Raw genomic sequence first — 20,441 nt, forward strand, 5'->3', positions numbered from 1 at the left:
TCTCATTAGACTTGCTATCGACTTTATACTGCCCGAGACTGATACCTGCTTCTGTGGACCAGGCATTAACCATATGAATGGCACTGGATGATTTATCTCGAGAGCCTCGAACTGTCTTGCCATCAATGGCAACAACGCCCGATAAGGGTGTATCAATCAGCATATCCTTAACCCAGCGAGTAAACAGGTCACGAAATTCAGCTGGATCAAGAAGTGCGTAAATCCGATTGAATGTATCGTGAGATGGGATGCCTCCCGGCAGCTTGAGGTACTTGCTAAGCCAGTCTTCTTTACACTCAGCGCACTGGACAATACTATCCCAGTCGTCTGCACCACAGAGGAGACCAACAATGGTCATGAAAACGACTTCTCCCATGATATGGGTGCATTTGGCAGGTTGCCGAGGATCAGGCAACTGGTGAGTACGTTCGAGAAGAGACTGAAAGGGCATAAAAAGTGAGAATTTGCCAGAACAACGGGGGTGTGGCAAGAAAAATTTCAACAAGTACTGATCAAGAAATGTTCATGCGTTTGCCCTGGGACAAGAGCCCATCGACAAGTTATTACTCAGTATGATGATGTCGGCCAGCGCCGGCATGCTGACCATCATGTTGTACAACACCATTGATACTATTTTTATTGGACACTTTGTGGGTAGTCAGGGTATTGCAGCGGTTACCCTTGCCTACCCTATCAGCTTACTTTTACCCACTATTGGCATGGCTATTGGAGCCGGTGCTGGCTCACTGATTTCAAGAAGACTAGGTCAAGGCAATGTTAATAAAGCACGACAGACTTATGGTAATGCTTTCTCGCTGGCTCTTGTTCTGTGCTTGCTCACCAGCACGCTTGCTTTTATCTTTACCGATCCGATCCTTACCTTGTTTGGCGCCAATTCCGAAACACTGACATTGGCCAAAAGCTATTACCATATTGCTCTGATAGGTATTCCCTTTCTTGGCAGCTGGATGAGTATGAACCAGATGCTCAGGGCCGAAGGTCTGGCCAGGATCTCCATGAACAGTATGTGGTTGTCGTCCTTCCTTAACATTATTTTGGATGCCGTATTCATTGCCTTGCTGGACATGGGGTTGGAAGGCGCTGCACTGGCAACGGTAATCTCCCAGATAGTAGGCTGGAGTTTCAGCATTTCCATCTACCTGCGCAAGAAGAGCAGTATGCGACTGCGCGCAGAATTCTTCTCCTGGCAGGGGTCTCTGATTAAAGAGATCATAGCGCTGAGTGGCACTGTATTTGGTCGTCAGGCAGGAGATGCCATTCTGCTGATTGCCCTGAACAAGTTCCTGCTGCTCTATGGGGGTCCTCTGCTAATCGCCGCCTACGGAATTATTAATCGCCTGCAGGCTTTGATGATGGTGCCCATGATCGGTCTGAACCAGAGTTTTATTCCAATAGCTGGCTATAACTTTGGGGCCAGACGCTACGACCGGGTGATTTCAGCCTTCATAAAGTCGATTCTCTACGGTCTGGCCTTTAGCTATAGCCTGGTGGTCATCGTCTGGCTGACCCCCGAATTTTTCATTGGCTGGTTTACCACCGAAGTCGAGTTGATTGAGGCCACCCTGTCCGGCCTGAAACTGGTGATTATCTGTATGCCTCTGATGATGTTTCAGACGATTGGTGCCGCTTATTTTCAGGCAATGGGAAGGCCTCTGGCAGGCCTGATAATGACCAGCAGCCGGCAACTGCTGGTGTTGATCCCCCTGCTCTTTCTGTTGACGCCGAGCCTTGGCCTGGAGGGTGTCTGGTTATCCTTCCCGATAGCAAACAGTATTGTCGCTGTCCTGAGCATTCTGCTCTTCAGATATATTTTGGCTGAGCTGAAAAAGAAACATACCGCACTTGAGCAAGAAAACGCATCAAGAAATCGGGTCGATGAAACGTTCGGCTGAATCTCGCGCCCATGATTTTCAGACCTCTTCAACCGTTTGTTGATGGGGTCTGCCTTCCTATGACTTTTAATATTCCACCCTTTCAAAAAAAACCAAATTTCCCATAAATTGACTATGACAGGATAAAATTCCTATCGATAATCAAAGAACAAAAAACATAATTAGTGCCTGAACGAAAATCCTCGAATAGCTTATAGATCAAGACGTCTACGTCATATTTACCGTATGAAGTTTTTCCTAAAGCTTGGCTTTTAACGCTAGAATAGCCCTAATCATGTCTATTTCCTTCATTCTTCGGCTCAAAAATAATCATGCGACAGGTACAACCCAGACAACTTCAGATCGGTGAAGTGGATATTGGTAGCATTGAACTCGATCATCGGTCCCGTGATGATATTCCCCAGATCCTGCTTGGCTTACAACACCTCTATTTGAATGCCGAAGCCCGGGATTTAGTCTTTTCTCTTCTAGAGCAGGCTGTCCCTGAAAATATCAGCCCTGACAGGGGGCGACCAGGAATGCAGCTGTGGAAGATCCTTGTTCTGGGTGTACTCCGGTTAAATCTTGATTGGAACTATGACCGGCTTCGGGAAATGGCCAACCAACACGCCACCATCCGGGCAATGCTCGGTCACGGGATGTATGACCTGTATGAATATAAGCTCCAGACGATTAAGGATAACGTCTCACTTTTAACCCCCGAACTGCTCAATCAGATTAATGAAGTCGTTGTGGCTGAAGGCCATAAAATAGTTGGAAAAAAAAAGAAGATCCGCTGAGAGGTCGCTGTGACTCTTATGTTTTAGAAACCGATGTTCATTTCCCGACAGATCTCAACCTTTTGTTTGATGCAGTCAGAACTGTCGTTGTTCTTACTGCACGCTTTGCAGCCAGGGCTGAGGTAAGTGGTTGGCGACAGTGGCAATACAACCTGAATCAGTTGAAAAAAATGTATCGTCGTGTACAGATATTACGACACTCTACTTCGAAAGATCCTGCCAAAAAACTTCAAAGGGACAAGGAAATCCGACAAGCCTGTCAGAACTACCTGAATGCCAGTCAGGCATTGATTAACAGAGCTGAAGAAACACTTCAGGACAAGGCGTTCATTACGATATGTCCAGCGAATAAATACAGTTCTATCCAGAAGTTTATCGATCATGGTAAGCGGCAGGTGGATCATGTTAAACGTCGNTTCCGGTTGAGCTTGGCGTCCGTTTGGCGATTGTCGAAGACCAGTATGGTTTTATTCTGAACCATCGGGTCATGGAGAAAGAAACCGATGAAAAGGCTGCCGTTCCGATCATCCGGGCAACCAAAGCCGCCTTTCCATCTTTGAGCGTTTGCAGTTTTGATAAAGGGTTTCACTCACCATCCAACCAAAAAGATTTGCTTAAATACCTTACCATGGTCGTATTACCAAAAAAGGGACGACGAACCCGGGCCGAGCAGGAGCGGGAAAACGACCCGGAATTCAAAGCGGCTAAAAGAAAGCACTCGGCGGTAGAATCAGCGATCAATGCACTTGAGTCTCACGGGTTGGATAAATGCGCGGATCACGGAATAGATGGACTGAAACGCTATGTTGCTCTCGGAGTTCTTGCCAGGAATTTTCAGAAGATGGGGGCAGAGCTTCAGAAAATAGAACGAAAGAGCGCAAAAAAACGACAACTTCGACTCTGTGGCTGAAAGCACTGACGGTTAATTCGAAAAAAGAATAAAATCAGTAAAGACTGAGGTCGTCGCTTGTCTTGAAATTGCAGAAATGACGAGTTTGGTAAGAAAATTACGATGAAACTGACAAATCAGAAAGCCTATTGATCGATTATTCAAATATCTGGCTTATGAAGGCTGAACTTCGAACAGAAAAGAGCATTTTCCGTTCGGGCACTAATTAGAATCAGGTAATCCCATGCACCGAGTCAAATACCTTCTATCTCTCCTTTCTCTCCCCACGCTGGTGTTTGCTGAACCGGTGGTTGAAACGAACATCAAGTATTATGAAATACAAGGCTCATCTCCTTACGAACTGAGGCATCAACTGGACGACAAGAGCCCAGTCATTCTCGATGGGGAACGATTAGATGCCGACACAGAATGGGATGTGCACTGGAATTTCAAATGGTCTGAAAGCAAGAACCAATGCAAGATCGATTCGGTAACCACCCGGGTTAACGTTGAATACACTCTGCCTGAATGGGTTAACCGGGATACCTCTAGAAGACGACTCAGGGAAAAGTGGGATCGTTACTACACCGCGCTCAAAGAACATGAGAAAGGCCATAAAGATATTGGCTTCGAAGCGGCCTATGATATTGAAGAAGCTATAGCCGCAATGAAACCTGAAGCCCATTGTCAGAAGCTGGAAAAGCAGGCAAATGCTCTGGCCGAAAGCATTATTCACCAATATGTTAAAAGAGATAAAAAATACGACCGCATCACCCGTCACGGTCTTGATCAGGGAGCAACGTTTCCATAGGGAAGCGTTAATGATTATACCTACTCCGATCATCCTGAGCCTGTCGAAGAACACTGGCAAACACCAACGGAGCCTTTTGAAGTGAAAACCGCTTAAGTCAGACCTGGTCCTGCCAATGCCAGGCCTTCAGGCCATTTAGGGTACCTTTTCCATCGAGAAAGGTCTCAAAAGCATTCAATGGACTGAAACGACAGGGACGAAAGCGATGTTTCCACAGAATTACAGTGATTACTTATTCTCAGCTGGGCAAGATAATGATCGCCTTCGAGAAGATGGCTATCAATCTCAGATAAAGTCTCTGGAGCATCAACTGACGAAACCCCAGAATCACTATAAACAACAGGTTCATGAAATTCGCGAGCTCAGGGCTCAATGGAAATCCAATGCAGAACGACTGGTCATCGCTGAAAAGGACTGTGCAAAGCACAAAATAAAGCAGGAAAAAGCCCTGCAGACCATTGAAGATCAGAAAGAGGTCATTGACAGGCTTGAGAACAAGGTCAGACTGCTGACCACAGGTGAGGGCTTCTGGCCAGATCTGAAAGTGCAAGGCAGTAAAATCCCTGGCGCCGGGGAAGGCCTCTTTGCTTCACGTCCTATTCCCAAGGGCGTGGTCATCGGTGAATACTACGGAACTCCTACCTATCGGATGGAAGTCGGTGACGACAGCCATGTTGTCTGGAGAAAAAGTGACAAAAGTCCCGTTTTATGAAAGATGATACCTGTTTCGTATGGATCAAAGAGGAAGTCAAACAAAATGGTATCTGGACCAAGGTCAACACGGAAAAAGGCGTTGACGGTGACCGTAAAGGTGATCATGAGGAGAAAACCATTCTGCGTAAAATGAACCACAGTGAAAAGAACAATGCGGCTCATTTTGTCTGTGAAGACGGTACGGTTAAATTCTATACCACACGACCCATCGAAGCAGGTGAAGAGTTGCTGTGGGATTATGATGAAGACGTTGAAAGCAACTTTGAAAAGGGCGTGAAAAAACTCATTATCCAGAGTCCAAAAAGTTACGTTCAGGTGATTGACGGCGATGTCATGCTGAAGAAAACTAAACACCCCAAACTGAATGTAAAAAGCTTTTTACGCCTTTAAGAATTATGTGTTAATTCGTAGAGACAGCCTTTAGACTTCAGCTTTAAATAAAAAGAAGTTTCCAGCTCATGTTTAACCATGAACCTGAAGGTTACCCTTGTCCTTTCTGCAGAATTCTTAACTCGGAAACAGAGAAAAAAGCGGAAGTTCTTTTTGAAACCAACTCAGTGTTTGTCTGCATGCCGATCCATCATAAACCGGCTTCAGGGCCTTCTTTGCTTATCATTCCCAAACAGCATGTCGAAAATATATACGACATGGATGACTCGCTGTTGGCAGAGCTTATCAGCCTGGGCAAAAAGATGGCGCTGGCTGTAAAGGCAGCCTGGAAAGCTGACGGTATTACCCTGATACAAAATAATGAGCCGGCGGGTTCGCAGGATGTCTGGCATTTTCATTTGCATATCAAGTGCAGACGGGAAGGCGATAATTTCTGGAAAGCGCCCATGCAGCGCACTGCACAAGCCTTGAGAAAGGAGTGGATTGATTCTTTCAGGCGCTTTATGACAGGTCAGTCTACTCCCCCTGTTGAGGACGAAGCATAGGTCTTTCTTTAAACCATTGAGCCTTTTCCTGCTCCAGGGCACTGGTCTTCAAAGCCTGGTACTTTGCTGAACTGGTTTTCAGCGTTCTTTCTGCTTTCTTCATCTCAATCTTGTTCAATTTGAGAAAAGAAGATGCCAGCACCTCATCAAGGTCAGCCCTCTTATCTCTGAGTGGAGACAAAGTACTGTTGATAAAAATGTAGTAGTCACCGCCAATCTCCATCGCTTTTCTGGTTTTTGCCATGGCACTGTTAAGCTCTTTCTTTGGAAAGTCGTGAGAAAAGGCAGGCAGAACGTCGAAATTACGATAGCGGTCAGACATCCGAGTGTAGAGATCATGAATCCGGTACTCTGTCCCTGACCTGAAGGACCCGAGATTAGCCCCCATGGTAAACATTTCAGGCTCTTCTCCCTCGGTGAAACCCTGAATGTACATCATCTGGCCAAGACCATAGATATCCATTTTCGGGTCACTCTGGGCACCTCTTGGCAGCTTGTCTTTCAATTCATCAGTCATCGGTTCCCTGTCACCAGGAGGCACAGGTTGAAAGCGACGTTTATCCATCACTTTGAATGATACCGCAGCAGGGTCAACATAAAGTTCATGACCCGGGTTGGCCACCTCATCAAACCGGGTACTGGTACCAAGATCAATCAGTCGCAAGCGATTCTGACGGGTGTCATACAACAGATTATCTGGCTTGAAATCACCATGCATAAAACCGGCATCCTGCAGATGCTTCAGACACTGGGCTGCCTGTTTAGCGAGCAATTTGTTCGCACACATATACTCGCTTCTGGTCAGCTGCTCACCCAGATACAGTGTTCTTAATTCCTTGAATATCTGCTCCAGTGACGGTCCCTCGATACGCTCCAGCAATAACCCTTTTCGACCTTTGATAATATGCATCCCATAACACTTAACCAGTCCGGGATCTTCAGGAACACTGGAGAATACATGAGCTTCGTTTTCAATCGTTTTCCAGGCCCAGGCCTGTTTGTTTTCATCATCATCCAGTGACGGCGGAAGGGTTTTGAAAATCAGGGAAGTTGCTTCGCCATCCGGTCCCATGACAGGGAGCAGTTCTACGGTGTCACTGCAATGCACAGGAGAGACTTCATCCAGAGAATATTTCCGACTATCGAAAGGCAGTGGTCTGGTTATTTGATGGGTTGTAGCACTCGACTCAATGGGCTCAAATCGATTCAGGGTAGACTGTGATAAGGGTGAACCGGGACTTTCATAACTCGAATCAACCGATTGAAAACGAGTGGGACATGACAGATTTTTGATCGGTTTGACCTGCTCTGTCTGTTTTCCCTGATGGGCACCGGTTTTCAGCCTGTCCCCCCTTCTTCTCGAAGATTCCCCCTTCAAGGTATCAGGTCTGTCGCCAACAGGATGATGACGATGTGATCCCGGAACGCTGTCCATGCTCCTAAAGCCCCTTCTTCTGAATCTCTTATCCAGTGTAGCGTTCACGCCTCGACAAAAAGGCAATCTATCTCGCGCCTGTCGACCACCTGCAGCAACTGATTGGCGAAAGGCATAATGCAACCCGCCAGATCAGTTTTTTTGCTGATCAGCCATGCTATTCAACGCTAGTCCGGAAAATTCATAAAGCCGCTCCAGTCAGGCTAAAGGCTTCGGAAATACTGAGATATTCGTTTTCTGATGTGTACGAAAAGAAACGAACATCGCTCGTCAGCTTCTCGCTAGCTCTTTCTCCGCCGTGACAGCATTTTCTCGTCAGATCCATACAATAAGCATGAATATGACGAGAAAATGTGTCAGCCGAATAAAGAGCAGAACGCGAAGCTCAACACTTTATGAAATGTCCGGGCTAGAGAAGTTGGCAGTGAGGAAGGAGGTATTAATCGTAAATTTACAGAGAGTGAGCCTGCCTCGTTTACGATGAAAATCAGTTAAGGACATTCAAGGCAATCTGGGCAGGTTCTCATTCAGCGCAAGGCTATAATCAGCCGCAGCACTTCTTGTATTTCTTGCCACTGCCGCAAACACAAGGGTCGTTTCTGCCCGGTGTTTTTTCTACCACTTTCGTGGTTGGCAGGTTTTTCAACAGCTCCAGATCAGAAATGTCTTCCTGCAGCTCTTCATCAACCTCGATGGTGTAAAACCAGCCATTTTCTTCAAAGATGGCGGCCAGTTCCTGCTCACGTTCTTCAGTTTGAACAACCACACTGGCAGGGTTTTTCTCGGTGCCCAGCCTGGCTGATTTCTTGCGCTCGAACCCCCGGCTGTGTTTATCCGTGAGGTTCATCAAACGGTTGCCTTCGGCATAAAGCATAGGTTACCCACCACTCTTGATCGATTCAATTCATTATCCGTACCTGAGTTCCTCAGGACAGGGATAACCAGTAAAACCGACGTAATCTACTGGATTTGCATCGATTTAGCCAGAAGTCTGACGGATTTATAATCAAAAAGCTGATTATTACCCTTTCGGGCAGAACCTTTATGAAACGTCGACCATTTAAATAGAGATGCGTCACTTTCAGGAATGTTTCGAGGGGTATTTAAAATTAAGCGTTATTCAGAAGATGGAGAGACTGCTGTGGCCAATGCTTCACGTAATGTTTTCCTGTTCCAGTTACCGGGAATACCAATTCGGCGCAGCTCCATGAGCATATGACTCTCACTATATCGAAGCTCTTCTAACTTCAGCAACCATGCATCGAAAGCCCCGGGTTCACGCCAGCGCGCCCTGATAGCCAACTCTATTTTCTCACTGGCATGGAAATCATTATCTTCATCAATGGCTTCGTACAATTCTGCCAGTGTTCTTTTGAAAAGATCTGTATAAGGGAAACGAGCCTTGAGGTAATCGGCGAAATGAGCCAGCTCCCAGCTTCCCCCACAAGGGTTGCTCACTTCAGAATGGCACAGTTTGTTCACCAGGTTGAAGAGAGAAACGCCCTCCTCTACAATCTGACTCTTGATGTATTGCCTGAGCACTTCATCGTTTTCATGCCTCATCAAAGCTTGAAGTATGGGCATACTATCCTTGTAAGTCAGCCAATTAGCGCTATCAACAAAGCCAACTATGTACTTGGCCAGTTCGTCAGCGTTCCACCTTTCCCTATATTCAGGAGGCATCTTCAATTTTCGATTATTCAGATTAGTGACCAGTTCCCCCAAAGTCCCTGTGCAAATACGCCGGGCTATGCCGAGCAGATAGTGCTGGAGCCCTTTTTCAATATGGAGTCGCGCCATATCCAGCAAAAAAGCACTGGCATTTGCATCTTTGTCATTCGCCACCTTCATTTCCAGTTCAATCAGGGTTTCTTCTGCCAGGCACTCATAATAATGCTTCAAGCCAGGTAATAGCTCATGCAAGGCATTATCACTCCACTCATTAGGCTTTTTGACAACCGGGGGGCATAGCACCTGAGATCTTTTCAAAAAAATGACCAGCTGCTGGAAAGATTTATGCTGACACACCCAGTATCGAAGAAATTCCTTCACCCGCTCGGTATCTCTTTGGGAGTAATGTCGAAGCGCCTCTCCATGCATCAGCTGGCATAACTGTATACGAGACATGGGAATATACTTCTCAATCATTTGAAACTGCTTGGTAGGCTTAGCCTTAACTTTCAGTTCCTTCATGCGGGCGCTTACACCGGATGCTCCCCTTTGGACATAGGTTGCACTGGAGAGCGTTTTATACAATAACCAGGCCAGCGCCTCGTCATCGCCCTGATTAGCCTGCCTTACTAACTCTGCATTGGGCAGCAGGGATTTGGCCCTGAGCGCAGAAGGAGGATTATCCAGATCGGCCAGAAAAAGGGTCTGCTCTTGGGAACTCAAACGTGGGATGTCATCAGGAGAAGGCTCTGCCAGCCCCACTTCCATATCGGTGACAGTGGCATCACTGTGACTGATTGAATTCACCTCTGACACATCGGTACTCATCATCTCAGCCACAGGGCTCTTTCTGAGCAACCGGCTTTGTGGGTCAATTTCGAACAGTTCTTCAGGGTTCTGAACAATATCCTTACCGACCAGAGCAAAGTTGAGCAGGCCTATTCCGCCATAATCAAAAGTCAGTTCACGATTTCGCTCAACAGGGTCATTTGGATCTATGTCGGCTATGGCAATAACTACCAGTTTTATTGCAGCCTGAAGATCGGTTCCGGGCTTCAGATAGATACGTTCTTCATAATCTATCCAGTCAATGCACTCGGGTCTTACAATCGACAATAGCTGAACATTCGGGTGGTGAGCATCATGATTCAGAAACCGAAAATTGCCTCCCCCCTGTTCACCATTCACTCCCAGCTCATAGCCCAGATGACCGGCTATGGTTCGACCCTCACTTTCAGGTTCAAACATCAACCGAATCTGATGAGTCCATGCTGTATAGGTGTCAGGTTCCGTCAGAAAATGCGGTTCTGGAACCGGGTCTATGACAACATATAAATGCTGGTGAGTCTGACTGACGGGCTTGTCCGGCTGTATGCCTTTCATTTTCTTGTGTTCTTCATCCAGCTCACTACGAACGACAACCCTGCCACTGTACTCCCCTAGCAGCTGGTATTGTTTTATAGCGACTTTGGCGATGCAGCCATTTCCAGCCCGCAGGCTTTGCCCCATCTCTACCGTGTCCCCACTGTCCATTTTTGCAAGCACATCGGAAACTTCCTTATAGTCGAGACTCAGGCCCGCCACATTCAAAACTCGAGGGTCGACGATCTTCACGCCCCTTTCACCACTGCTCATTGGTAAAATATTCAGAGGAATACCGATAGCCTGCTTCAAGCCCTCAATGTCCCATTTACCCCCATCTGGAGAAGGTATTTCTAAATGATTGAACGTAAATTCAACCTCATCCAGTCGTCCACAAAAGTCATACAGTCCTTTTGCATAGGCAATACGATTCTCTCCGTCTCCATGCAATGCCCGAAACTGAAGCTTTTCCAACGCTCTTCTTTTCTGCAAAGAGGACTGAGCCTTAACAAAGGCCACTAGAAGTGACTGGGAGGAACTATCCAGCACTAATTTCTCCGAAGACAATCCGGAAATAGAAGCAATCAGCTCATACCAACTCCGAACACCCAAAGGAAGGGAAGCATTAACCATCAAATGATCCAGAACCTTTTCCAGGGGCTCTCCAGCCGTGAGTCTCAGCTTAATCATTTCTTTTAATGCCAAAACGCCCAGTTGGCGATTATCGACCTGACTCAACCATCGAAATTCAAACTGTCTGAGCAAAGCCGTTCTCAGTTCAAGATCTCCAGACAGGTTATCAATCAGTCGTGCAAAAAAGACGCTGATATTTGGACTTTTAAACCCTTCAGGAAGTTTCCAGCAGGTATCCTGAAGCTCCCGGTGGAGACTTTTCAAACTCTGTCCTTGCTCCAGAGCCACCTTTATAAACCAGACAAAAGCTTTAGAGTCTTTTAACAAGAAAAGCTTGAGCTCGGTATAGGCGGCCTCATCTCCTGCCATCGCCCTGTCATAAAGCTGCTCTCCCAGATCATCATTCAGATCAGGCAAACCTGAAAGCAACTCAGGCACATACCGGACCAATAGAACAAGATCCCACTGCTGGTGCCCACGAAAGGGCGGCTTGATTTCAAGGAAATTCAGAGTATCCAGTAAAGCGGAGATACCTTTGTCGGAGTACCCAAGAATAAGAGCTTTTAAATCAGCTTCCGATAACAGCCTGCTCAATTGTGCGTCAGGAAGTTTAAAGTGACGTTTAATGTACTCAATCAACTGGAAGAGATTAATAGGCCTGGTAAACCTTTGCTGCAATTCACTGAGCAGTCTTGGCAAGCAGGTATCGCGATGTACGGAATCGCGCTGGATGCTGATGAGAGAACCGTATAGCTCTTCCTGCAATTGAAGATGGTCAGCGTCGGGGAAACAGTCTTCAAGAGACAAAATGCCACTGGCAGGAATCGACAGTCGGGGCAGCATTGATGGCGCTGACCTTGCACTGCGATGTGAAAGACTTTCCCCCTGCCTGAATCTTTTTGCAGAAGGAGGCTGATCAATATCTTCTTCAGCTTCCTGGTTGCTGAAAAAACGCGGGGGATTCGCGCCTGATGTAGGTTCCATCCATTAACTATAAATCACGAGCGTTCGATGGTCGAATATCAACAAACTTTGATCTGGCAAGCGCATTGCCAGCTCCCTTCGACAGCCTCAGGATGTACTGGGTATGTAAGGTAATTAACGTTCTAGAACCTTAGTGATGAGTGGTCGACTTTTTGGTCTATCTTTATGGGCTGATCTGTTTTAGAGCCTGAACTCTGGAACCTTCCCCCATTCCTTTCGGTCAGCTGTCAGAGGATTAGCCGAATGCCACTGCCTCAGGTTGCAACCCGCACAATAGTATTACTGTTGATGGTCTTCAGCCTGACCGGTTGCCTCAAATTAAACCTGATCAGGGAGAAACCTCAGTCCAGCAAGCCTGTACAAACCACCAACAGCCTGACACAGGAGGAAGCCCACTTCAGACAGTCAGTGCTCTCTGACCTTAACTACGAGCTGTATCTGGACATTTCAGAACCGGGCAACACTCGATACTCCGGACGGGTATCCATCAGTTTTGCATTGCAACAAACCAGCAAGCCATTAAGACTTGATTTCCAACAGGGTGAAGTCAGTCGCTTTCTAATCAATAGCCAGCCCGCTGACGTTCAATATAACGGCCACTTTATTACCCTTGTTCCCGGTAGCCTGCAACAGGGGAAAAATACCGTGGAGATCGAGTTTCTTCAGAAATACAGCCATCACGGTGTCGGCCTGAACCGTTTACAGGACACTCTGGATCAACAACTCTACCTGTTCACGCAGTCTCTTCCGTTCAATAGCAGCAGACTCTTCCCTGTATTTGACCAACCTGACCTGAAAGCTCGTTATAAACTGACGGTGAAATCTCCTGCAGACTGGCAGGTTATCACCTCTTCATCAGACAAAAAAACGATTAAGGATGGCAAAAAGAGCTGGTGGTATTTTTCAGCCTCCGAGGTCAGCAGCCCTGCTCTTTTCTCACTGTCTGCGGGCCCGTTTCGTGTGTGGGAAGATATCTCTGGAACCATTCCTCTGTGTTTGGCCGTCCGCCAATCACTGGCCAAACAGGTGCAGCCACAAACCTGGTTTGCATTGACCCGGCAGGGTTTGCAGTTTTTCGGTCAATACCTTAATCAACCTTTTCCTGGTCTGAAATTCGATCAGGTGCTGATACCTCAGTTGACAGATCTGTCTTCTATGTCTGGCTACCGAGCCGATGAACGCCTGATTTCCTCAACAGAAGTAAAGGAAAATCCTGAAATCCAGGCTCAGGCAATTTATGAGAGTCTTGCACGCCAATGGCTGGCTGATTCGGCATCCCCTGTCTGGTGGGACAGTGTGTGGCTTCAGGAAAGTCTTATCCGCTTTTTAACCTTTAAAGCCATGGATAAAGGTGCACACCTCGGTGATACCTGGCCTTATTTCTATCGAAGCCAGGAAGCTAAAGCCTCTCAGGCTGATGTTCAAAATCAGGTACCGGCTCTGATCACAAAAACCGTCACGACTCATGATGCCCTGAAGCATATCCAAACCCCTTTGTATTCATCTATTCAGGGAAAAGGTCCGGCAATACTGCGGCAGCTGGAATATCGCCTGACAGAGGAAACCTTTCGCCAGGGTCTCAGAGATTATCTATCTCTGAATCAGGATAACGGCGTCAGAACAGAAGCGTTCATCCAAAGTATGCGGGAAGCGTCGGGTAAAAAGTTGAAACACTGGACAGATGTCTGGTTTTACACATCGGGCAGTAATTCGGTACAAGCACAATGGGAATGCAAGGATCAGTCTTTAGCTTCCATAACTCTTCATCAGTCTGCTCAGGGGCCAAAAAGTAATGTGCTCAGGGAGCAGCAGCTCAATGTGGGCCTCTATCATCAAACAAACAACCAGCTGGCACTCTTCCGAAGTCTCCCGGTAAGGCTTGACGGCAAGAAAACCAAAGTACCTTTTTCGGGCCGAATTCCATGCCCTGACGCTGTGTTCCCGAACACGGATGACTATGGATACATTTCCGTAAAAATGGATGGAGCCAGCCTCAAGGTGGCCCTTAAGAACAGGGGTGACAGCACTATTCTGGAAACTCAGCTTATTGATTTACTCTATAACTCAGTCAAACAGGCTGAAGTAGATGTCCATGCGCTGTTGACCCGGTTGTATCAACAAATACCTGAAGAAAGTACTCCAGGCTTGTTGTTCCAGTCACAGAAGGTACTGCAAGAACTGTATACAACCCTTCAAACGCTCCGCTATCAGGATGAATCCCTGGAGGAAAAACTGGCTGAACCACTCTATGAGCTGGAAAGCTTTGTCTGGCAACAACTGATGATTGCTGTCCCAGGCAGTATTGAGCAACAGAGCTGGTTCAGAAGTTATCGGATAGTGGCTCATAGCCAAAACGGACTGGCACGCCTGGAAGATTTACTGGACAACCGCCCATTACTCAGTGGTCTCATAATCACTCAGAATCAACGCTGGGATATGCTCTTCAAACTCATATAACACCAATACCCAGGCGCTGAAAAACGTATTAATCAGGCATCAGATACCTCATCTTCTGCGGGTAAAAAAATGGCCACTGTCGCTCAGTCCCTGCGCCCGGATATCAAGACCAAACACGCATGGGTACAGCGCTTTCAGGAAGCAGATTCTCACAACTATCAGGAGCTGGCTGCATTCAGACACCCGTTGTTCCCACCCAGCCAGATCCAATTGGCTCAACAGATGGCAGGACAAATTCTGGATGGTTTGCAGTATATGGTGCAACAACCTAAAGCCCTGCAATGGAACTACCTGACCTATATTGTGCCTCAAGCCTGTTCTGTGCATGGCATTACCCAAATCAAGAATGCCATGACTCAATATCAGGCCTATCCTTTCATAGAACTTCAATTATCACTCAAAAAGTCTGCTGCAGAGAGCTGTCTGGCCATGCGAAACCGACTTAAATTGTCTAAGTAAAATCACCTAAAATCATTTTGATTGCTTGACGCCCTGTCTTTTATATTTGAATATTCGCATATCCAAATATACAGTCTCTTCTTCAATTCATAAGTCATCTTTTAGCAGTGAGATCATCATGGCAGTAAAAGTAGGTATCAATGGTTTTGGTCGCATCGGTCGCCTGGTGCTGCGTGCAGCTTTCGACTGGCCTGAACTGGAATTCGTCAGAATTAATGACGTAGCCGGCAACGCCGCTACTCTGGCACATCTTCTTGAGTTTGATTCAGTACAGGGTCGCTGGCCGCGCACTGTTTCAGCGACTGAAAACAGCATAACCGTGGATGGACAGACCATGGCCTGCAGCCAGGTCAAAGATATAGACGACCTGGACTGGTCAGACTGTGACGTTGTTATAGACGGTACCGGTGTCCACAAGAAAACCTCTATTCTTCAAAAATACCTGAATCAGGGCGTCAAACGAGTAGTCGTGACGGCTCCGGTAAAAGAAGAAGGTGTCTTAAATGCTGTAATGGGCGTGAATGATCATCTGTTCGACCCTGAGGCACACCGGATTGTCACAGCCGCTTCCTGTACCACCAACTGTCTGGCTCCTGTCGTTAAAGTCATTCATGAGAAACTGGGCATAGTCCGTGGCAGCATGACAACCATTCATGACATCACCAACACCCAGACTATTCTGGATGCGCCCCACAAGGATCTGCGTCGCGCCAGAGCCTGTGGTATGTCACTGATTCCAACAACCACCGGTTCAGCAACCGCTATTACTCATATTTTCCCTGAGCTGAAGGGCAAGCTGAATGGTCATGCTGTTCGGATACCTCTGGCCAATGCATCCCTGACCGATGTAGTGTTCGACGTCGAAAAAGACACCAGTATCGAGGAAGTAAATGACCTCCTCAAATCTGCCTCAGAAAATGAGTTAAAAGGTATTCTCGGTTATGAAGAGAGACCTCTGGTTTCCATCGATTATCGGGGTGATACCCGCTCAAGTATCATTGATGCGCTCTCCACGATGGTGGTTAATGATCGTATGGTGAAGATCTATGCCTGGTACGATAACGAGATGGGCTACTCCGTGAGAACAGCAGAACTGGCCAGAAAGGTTGGAATGGCTTGAATCCACTTCAAATGACGTCTCCACTGTCTATTTTGTTCCTCTGCACAGGTAACTCAGCCCGCTCTCAGCTGGCTGAGGCTGTTTTTCGCGATATGGCCGGGGATGACTTCCGGGTATTCAGTGCCGGAACTCAACCTCAGGGCATTGATGACCGCGTTTTTCAGACGCTGAAGGAACTGGATATCCCGGCTGACGGCCTGAAAAGCCAGAGTCTGGACGACCTTGATGAACAGCATTTTGATTACGTCATCACGCTTTGTGACAACGCCAAGAATGAATGTGCTCACTATCCACCGTCAGACGCTCTTTTGCATTGGGATCTGGAAGACCCCAAATTTCTGGACGGGCTGACTCCCTTTATAAACACAGCCCATATTCTACAGCAGCAAATCAAGCTGTTTCTGCAGCTGAATACGCCAGGTGCAACCCAGCAAGGTTTTAGTCCGGACGAGTTTTTCAAACTGTTGTCCGACAATACACGACTACGCACCCTTATGCTGATTGAGGATGAGAAGGAACTGTGCGTCAACGATCTGGTCAACGCTCTTCAGGAAAGCCAGTCCAAAGTCTCACGTCATCTGGCCCAGATGCGCACTTTGAAGATATTGAGTACCCGCCGTCGTGCTCAACATATTTTCTATCGTCTCAACCCGGACCTTCCGCCATGGATGGAGCTGGTTCTGGCTGTGACAAGAACCGGTCAGCCCGATTTTATTAATCAAGAAAAAATCCTCCTGAAAGCCCACACTTCAGACAACCCATCACCAGTAAAAGATACGGAGGAATGACGATGCTGAAAAACCTGTCTTACGGCTTGAGACAATATCTGCTGGTGACCTTCAACTACTGGAACTTCACCATTACGGATGGTGCTTTACGGATGCTGGTCGTATTGCACTTTTACAGTCTCGGCTACGAATCTTTAGACATCGCCCTGTTGTTTCTGTTCTATGAATTCTTTGGCGTAGTCACCAACCTGGTAGGAGGCTGGGTAGGTGCCAGACTGGGCTTGAACCGAACCATGAATTTTGGACTTGGCCTCCAGATTTTTGCTTTGTTGCTACTCACTGTTCCTGCCCAATGGCTAACCGTTCCACTGGTTATGTTTGCACAGGCACTGTCAGGTATTGCCAAAGACCTGAATAAAATGAGTGCCAAAACATCCATCAAAAAACTCATTAGTAATGAGCAACAGGGGAAGTTGTATCAATGGGTTGCGATTCTGACAGGCTCAAAAAACGCCTTGAAGGGAGCCGGCTTTTTTATAGGGGGGGCACTGCTAACCCTTATTGGTTTCAGAAACACACTCTTCGCCATGGCTGCGGTCCTCACCATCGTTCTGCTGATGAGCCTGATCTGGCTGAACCGGGATATGGGCAAGTCAAAGGCTAAAGCCAAATTCAGCCATATTTTTTCCAATAACCGAGCCATCAATATTCTCTCTGCAGCACGAATGTTTCTATTTGGTTCACGGGATGTCTGGTTTGTCATCGCTCTGCCCGTATACCTATCCAGTGTGTTCGGCTGGAGTCACTCTGAAACAGGCGGTTTTCTGGCCCTATGGGTCATCGGTTATGGTATCGTACAAGGGCTGGCACCGAGGATTACCGGCAATGAAAGTCATTCTCCCCCAGGCCGAAAGTCTGCCACCCTCTGGGCAGGCGCTTTGCTGCTATCCGCTCTGGCCGTTGCTCTGGGTATACAACGGGAATGGCACCCAGAACTGACCATTATTATCGGACTGTTGGTGTTTGGGGCTATTTTTGCCATAAACTCCTCGCTGCACTCCTACCTGATTGTCAGCTATGCCAGAGAAGATGGCGCTTCAATGGATGTGGGCTTCTATTATATGGCTAATGCAATGGGCAGACTGATAGGTACTCTGTTATCAGGCTGGCTTTTTCAGATCAGTGGTCTGGCCACCTGCCTTTGGGTATCCTGTCTCTTTATTGCTCTGACAACACTGATCTCCCTGGGCCTGCCACGACTGCACCCTCATGCAGCTTCATCCCCCTGACTCTTTTAAGGCACAGGCCGAACTTTCAGAAATAAGCACAAATGTACTAAAAAAGCCGCTATTTTCGTCAACATCCAGCGTGAAAAGGTCAAGAGAATGTCAGAATCCACAAAAAAGGCTTTGAAAAGTTCAATTACAACAATCTCTGTGCCATTATTCAGAGTTTATTCATTAAGGCAGGGACTCTCCCCGTCTTTCCGGGTCTAAGCCCTTTACTGGCAGGACTTTGACCAACCCATTGGAGAAAAAAAGTGAAAAAGGTTCTCAAAGTGACCGCGTTGGCAGCTGTAATTGCTCTTGCCGCAGGTTGTAAGGATAACGCCCAACCCGTTACTGAAGAAGTCAAACTGGACACCCCTGAGCAGAAAGCTGCCTACGCTATGGGTGCTTCTCTGGGTAACTACGCTGATCAGACCCTGAAACAGCAAGAAGAAATGGGTATCACCATTGACCGTGAACTGCTCAAAAAAGGTTTCATTGAAGCCCTGAATGGCCAGAGCCAGCTGAATGATGAAGAGATTCGTACCTCCCTGCAGGGTCACGAAGAGCGTATCCGTCCTGTCATCGAGAAGAAAGTACAGGAACGTCTGGACGAAGACCGCAAGAAAGGTGAAGACTTCCTGAAGGAAAACGCCAAGAAAGAAGGCGTGAAGACTACCGATTCTGGTCTCCAGTACGAAGTCATTGAAGCGGGTGAAGAAGGTGCTTCCAAGCCTGACGCTGAAGACCAGGTGACCGTTCACTACACCGGCACCCTGATTGACGGTACTGTATTCGACAGCAGTGTTGAGCGTGGCCAGCCAGCTACCTTCCCTCTGAACGGTGTTATCAAAGGCTGGCAGGAAGGTCTGCAGTTGATGCCAAAAGGCGCCAAGTACAAGCTGTATATCCCTGCTGAGCTGGGCTACGGTGATCAGGCGGCAGGTTCAATCCCACCCGCCTCTACCCTGGTTTTCGAAGTTGAGTTGCTCGACATCGCAGGCGACAAGAAGTAATTACTGATTCTTATCAGCTAAAAAGGCCGGATATTTTCCGGCCTTTTTTGTTTAACTTTTTAGCATCATTCACACAGTGCAATCCATAAATTCTTCAGCCAGTGGCGGAGGTATAACAATATCCGGTTTACCCGCCTGAAAGTGCAGTTTTAGTTCACTGGAAACACTTGATCTGAGGCAGTAAAACTGGACATCCGATTAAGCTACTTTTGCCAATTCATATTTCTCATGACTTAAATAGCCCAGATAGCCGTGCCGGCGAGTTCGATTATATGTATTCAAACGCTTCTGACGCATCTGCTCCCGATTCATCATAGGCTCATACTCTGCAGCAACTCGTTCTCATGGAAGATAGCTCGGAAAGCCAATGACTTTACGAGAGAAGAGATTAATAACAACCGCAAGATACATGTCGCTTGAGTCTGGCATTTTCAGTGGCCAAAGCCGATTCACGCTCACTCACTGATTTTTCCGGTTAGCGGCAGTTCGCCAGGTATAGAGCTGAGATTCTTGTAGTCCAAGCTCATTAGTAGCAGAAGATACACTGGTTTTTTTTCGGCCAGCTTCAATGCCTCAGCTTTGAATTCAGGGGAATGGAACTTCCTATTTTTCCTGGTAGTCATGGGTCACCTCACAGAATGATTTTACTCTCTTAGAGACATATCCAGAACTACTGCCTCACATCACTGCTGAGCAATAATATTCTTCTGCACTCTTTGAGTCAGGTCAGCCAGTAAATAGCTGATACCTTCAACCAGCTGCTCCGGAGAGCTACCTTTCGGGAGGGTTCTGTTTAACTTGATTGAAGAAGATTGAATTCGTACCTGTTTCTTCAGGAGTGTTAACCGGGCATCCAGTTCCAGGACATTATCCGACCACGACAAATTATTAATGACAACATTCACCGCTACATCAGGAGCCTGACTCCTCAACCAGGGGCCAGACTGAACATCTGACCATGGAAAAAGAGTAGACAGGTTTTGCGTAAGAGTACGAGTGACCGCGTCCTGTAAAGGCTCACCCCAGCGCTGAATATCATAACGGATAATCTCATAACCACCGTTGTTTACTGCCAGACTGGCTCGATCCATCCAGCCAGGAATCTTAACCGGTGCCACTCCGATGGAGGCCTTGGTGCTGTTACTGACCTTTACTTCCACCACAGGTTTCAGGGTGTAGTACTGAAACGGTGTTACATGACTTGCACAGGCGGACAGAAAAAAAACAGCCACCAGAGGCATGAACCATTTAATATTCTTCTTCATAC

16 protein-coding genes and 2 pseudogenes are annotated in these 20,441 nt (G+C 47.2%); 12 read left to right on the forward strand and 6 right to left on the reverse strand.

Annotated elements, in window-relative coordinates:
* Nucleotides 1–451, reverse strand: a 451-nt coding sequence (locus tag GZ78_RS00985) for an ISAs1 family transposase (protein ID WP_034832041.1), incomplete at its 3' end; no start/stop codon positions are given.
* 121 nt (nucleotides 452–572) lie between these two features.
* On the opposite strand from GZ78_RS00985, the gene GZ78_RS00990 reads away from it, so the two are divergent.
* From GZ78_RS00990 to GZ78_RS01020, 6 genes and pseudogenes are all read left to right on the forward strand, one after another.
* Nucleotides 573–1,913, forward strand: a complete 1,341-nt coding sequence (locus GZ78_RS00990) for an MATE family efflux transporter (protein ID WP_051785700.1) — start codon at nucleotides 573–575, stop codon at nucleotides 1,911–1,913.
* A 311-nt stretch (nucleotides 1,914–2,224) separates the two neighbouring features.
* Nucleotides 2,225–3,602 (forward strand): annotated as a pseudogene (locus tag GZ78_RS28025) (ISNCY family transposase).
* A 223-nt stretch (nucleotides 3,603–3,825) separates the two neighbouring features.
* Complete coding sequence (locus GZ78_RS01005; RefSeq protein ID WP_051785703.1) at nucleotides 3,826–4,392, forward strand: DUF922 domain-containing Zn-dependent protease; 567 nt, start codon at nucleotides 3,826–3,828, stop codon at nucleotides 4,390–4,392.
* A 205-nt stretch (nucleotides 4,393–4,597) separates the two neighbouring features.
* Nucleotides 4,598–5,104 carry an SET domain-containing protein gene (locus GZ78_RS01010; protein ID WP_034832045.1) on the forward strand — a complete coding sequence of 169 codons (507 nt, stop codon included), beginning with the start codon at nucleotides 4,598–4,600 and terminating at the stop codon, nucleotides 5,102–5,104.
* Nucleotides 5,101–5,496, forward strand: a complete 396-nt coding sequence (locus tag GZ78_RS01015; RefSeq protein WP_034832047.1) for an SET domain-containing protein — start codon at nucleotides 5,101–5,103, stop codon at nucleotides 5,494–5,496. Before GZ78_RS01010 ends, GZ78_RS01015 begins: the two co-directional genes overlap by 4 nt.
* Before the next feature lie 68 nt (nucleotides 5,497–5,564).
* Nucleotides 5,565–6,041: an HIT family protein gene (locus GZ78_RS01020; protein WP_051785704.1), complete on the forward strand. Its 477-nt coding sequence runs from the start codon at nucleotides 5,565–5,567 to the stop codon at nucleotides 6,039–6,041.
* Here GZ78_RS01020 and GZ78_RS01025 read toward each other — a convergent pair.
* The 3 genes from GZ78_RS01025 to GZ78_RS01035 all read right to left on the reverse strand — a co-directional run bounded on the left by GZ78_RS01025 (nucleotide 6,013) and on the right by GZ78_RS01035 (nucleotide 12,126).
* The gene (locus GZ78_RS01025) at nucleotides 6,013–7,476 is read right to left on the reverse strand and encodes a protein kinase domain-containing protein (protein ID WP_034832049.1); all 1,464 of its coding nucleotides are present in this window, start codon (nucleotides 7,474–7,476) and stop codon (nucleotides 6,013–6,015) included. The genes GZ78_RS01020 and GZ78_RS01025 overlap by 29 nt on opposite strands.
* A gap of 544 nt (nucleotides 7,477–8,020) precedes the next feature.
* A complete protein-coding gene (locus GZ78_RS01030; protein ID WP_051785705.1) occupies nucleotides 8,021–8,350 on the reverse strand; it encodes a PBPRA1643 family SWIM/SEC-C metal-binding motif protein in 330 nt (109 codons plus the stop codon).
* Between the two features lie 242 nt (nucleotides 8,351–8,592).
* Complete coding sequence (locus tag GZ78_RS01035) at nucleotides 8,593–12,126, reverse strand: hypothetical protein (RefSeq protein WP_034832050.1); 3,534 nt, start codon at nucleotides 12,124–12,126, stop codon at nucleotides 8,593–8,595.
* A gap of 243 nt (nucleotides 12,127–12,369) precedes the next feature.
* Here GZ78_RS01035 and GZ78_RS01040 point away from each other — a divergent pair, with 243 nt between their 5' ends.
* The 6 genes from GZ78_RS01040 (at nucleotide 12,370) to fkpA (ending at nucleotide 19,174) form a co-directional block, all read left to right on the forward strand.
* Nucleotides 12,370–14,583 carry a M1 family aminopeptidase gene (locus GZ78_RS01040; RefSeq protein WP_034832052.1) on the forward strand — a complete coding sequence of 738 codons (2,214 nt, stop codon included), beginning with the start codon at nucleotides 12,370–12,372 and terminating at the stop codon, nucleotides 14,581–14,583.
* A gap of 69 nt (nucleotides 14,584–14,652) precedes the next feature.
* Nucleotides 14,653–15,042: a hypothetical protein gene (locus tag GZ78_RS01045; RefSeq protein WP_034832053.1), complete on the forward strand. Its 390-nt coding sequence runs from the start codon at nucleotides 14,653–14,655 to the stop codon at nucleotides 15,040–15,042.
* Nucleotides 15,043–15,160: 118 nt separating this feature from the next.
* The gene (locus tag GZ78_RS01050; protein WP_034832056.1) at nucleotides 15,161–16,162 is read left to right on the forward strand and encodes an ArsJ-associated glyceraldehyde-3-phosphate dehydrogenase; all 1,002 of its coding nucleotides are present in this window, start codon (nucleotides 15,161–15,163) and stop codon (nucleotides 16,160–16,162) included.
* A complete protein-coding gene (locus GZ78_RS01055) occupies nucleotides 16,159–16,950 on the forward strand; it encodes a metalloregulator ArsR/SmtB family transcription factor (protein WP_201772628.1) in 792 nt (263 codons plus the stop codon). Before GZ78_RS01050 ends, GZ78_RS01055 begins: the two co-directional genes overlap by 4 nt.
* Nucleotides 16,947–18,179: an organoarsenical effux MFS transporter ArsJ gene (gene arsJ / locus GZ78_RS01060; RefSeq protein WP_201772629.1), complete on the forward strand. Its 1,233-nt coding sequence runs from the start codon at nucleotides 16,947–16,949 to the stop codon at nucleotides 18,177–18,179. Before GZ78_RS01055 ends, arsJ begins: the two co-directional genes overlap by 4 nt.
* A 251-nt stretch (nucleotides 18,180–18,430) precedes the next feature.
* On the forward strand, nucleotides 18,431–19,174 hold the full coding sequence (gene fkpA, locus GZ78_RS01065; RefSeq protein WP_034832060.1) for an FKBP-type peptidyl-prolyl cis-trans isomerase: 744 nt from the start codon (nucleotides 18,431–18,433) through the stop codon (nucleotides 19,172–19,174).
* A 403-nt stretch (nucleotides 19,175–19,577) separates the two neighbouring features.
* On the opposite strand, the pseudogene GZ78_RS30145 reads toward fkpA, so the two are convergent.
* Both GZ78_RS30145 and GZ78_RS01075 read right to left on the reverse strand, forming a co-directional pair.
* Nucleotides 19,578–19,797 (reverse strand): annotated as a pseudogene (locus GZ78_RS30145) (transposase); the annotation flags it as partial.
* 60 nt (nucleotides 19,798–19,857) lie between these two features.
* Nucleotides 19,858–20,439 (reverse strand): PqiC family protein, encoded by a 582-nt coding sequence (locus tag GZ78_RS01075; RefSeq protein ID WP_034832062.1) that lies wholly within the window; start codon nucleotides 20,437–20,439, stop codon nucleotides 19,858–19,860.
* Nucleotides 20,440–20,441: the final 2 nt, after the last annotated feature.

The sequence above is a fragment of the Endozoicomonas numazuensis genome (genome assembly GCF_000722635.1).
Classification (GTDB): domain Bacteria; phylum Pseudomonadota; class Gammaproteobacteria; order Pseudomonadales; family Endozoicomonadaceae; genus Endozoicomonas_A; species Endozoicomonas_A numazuensis.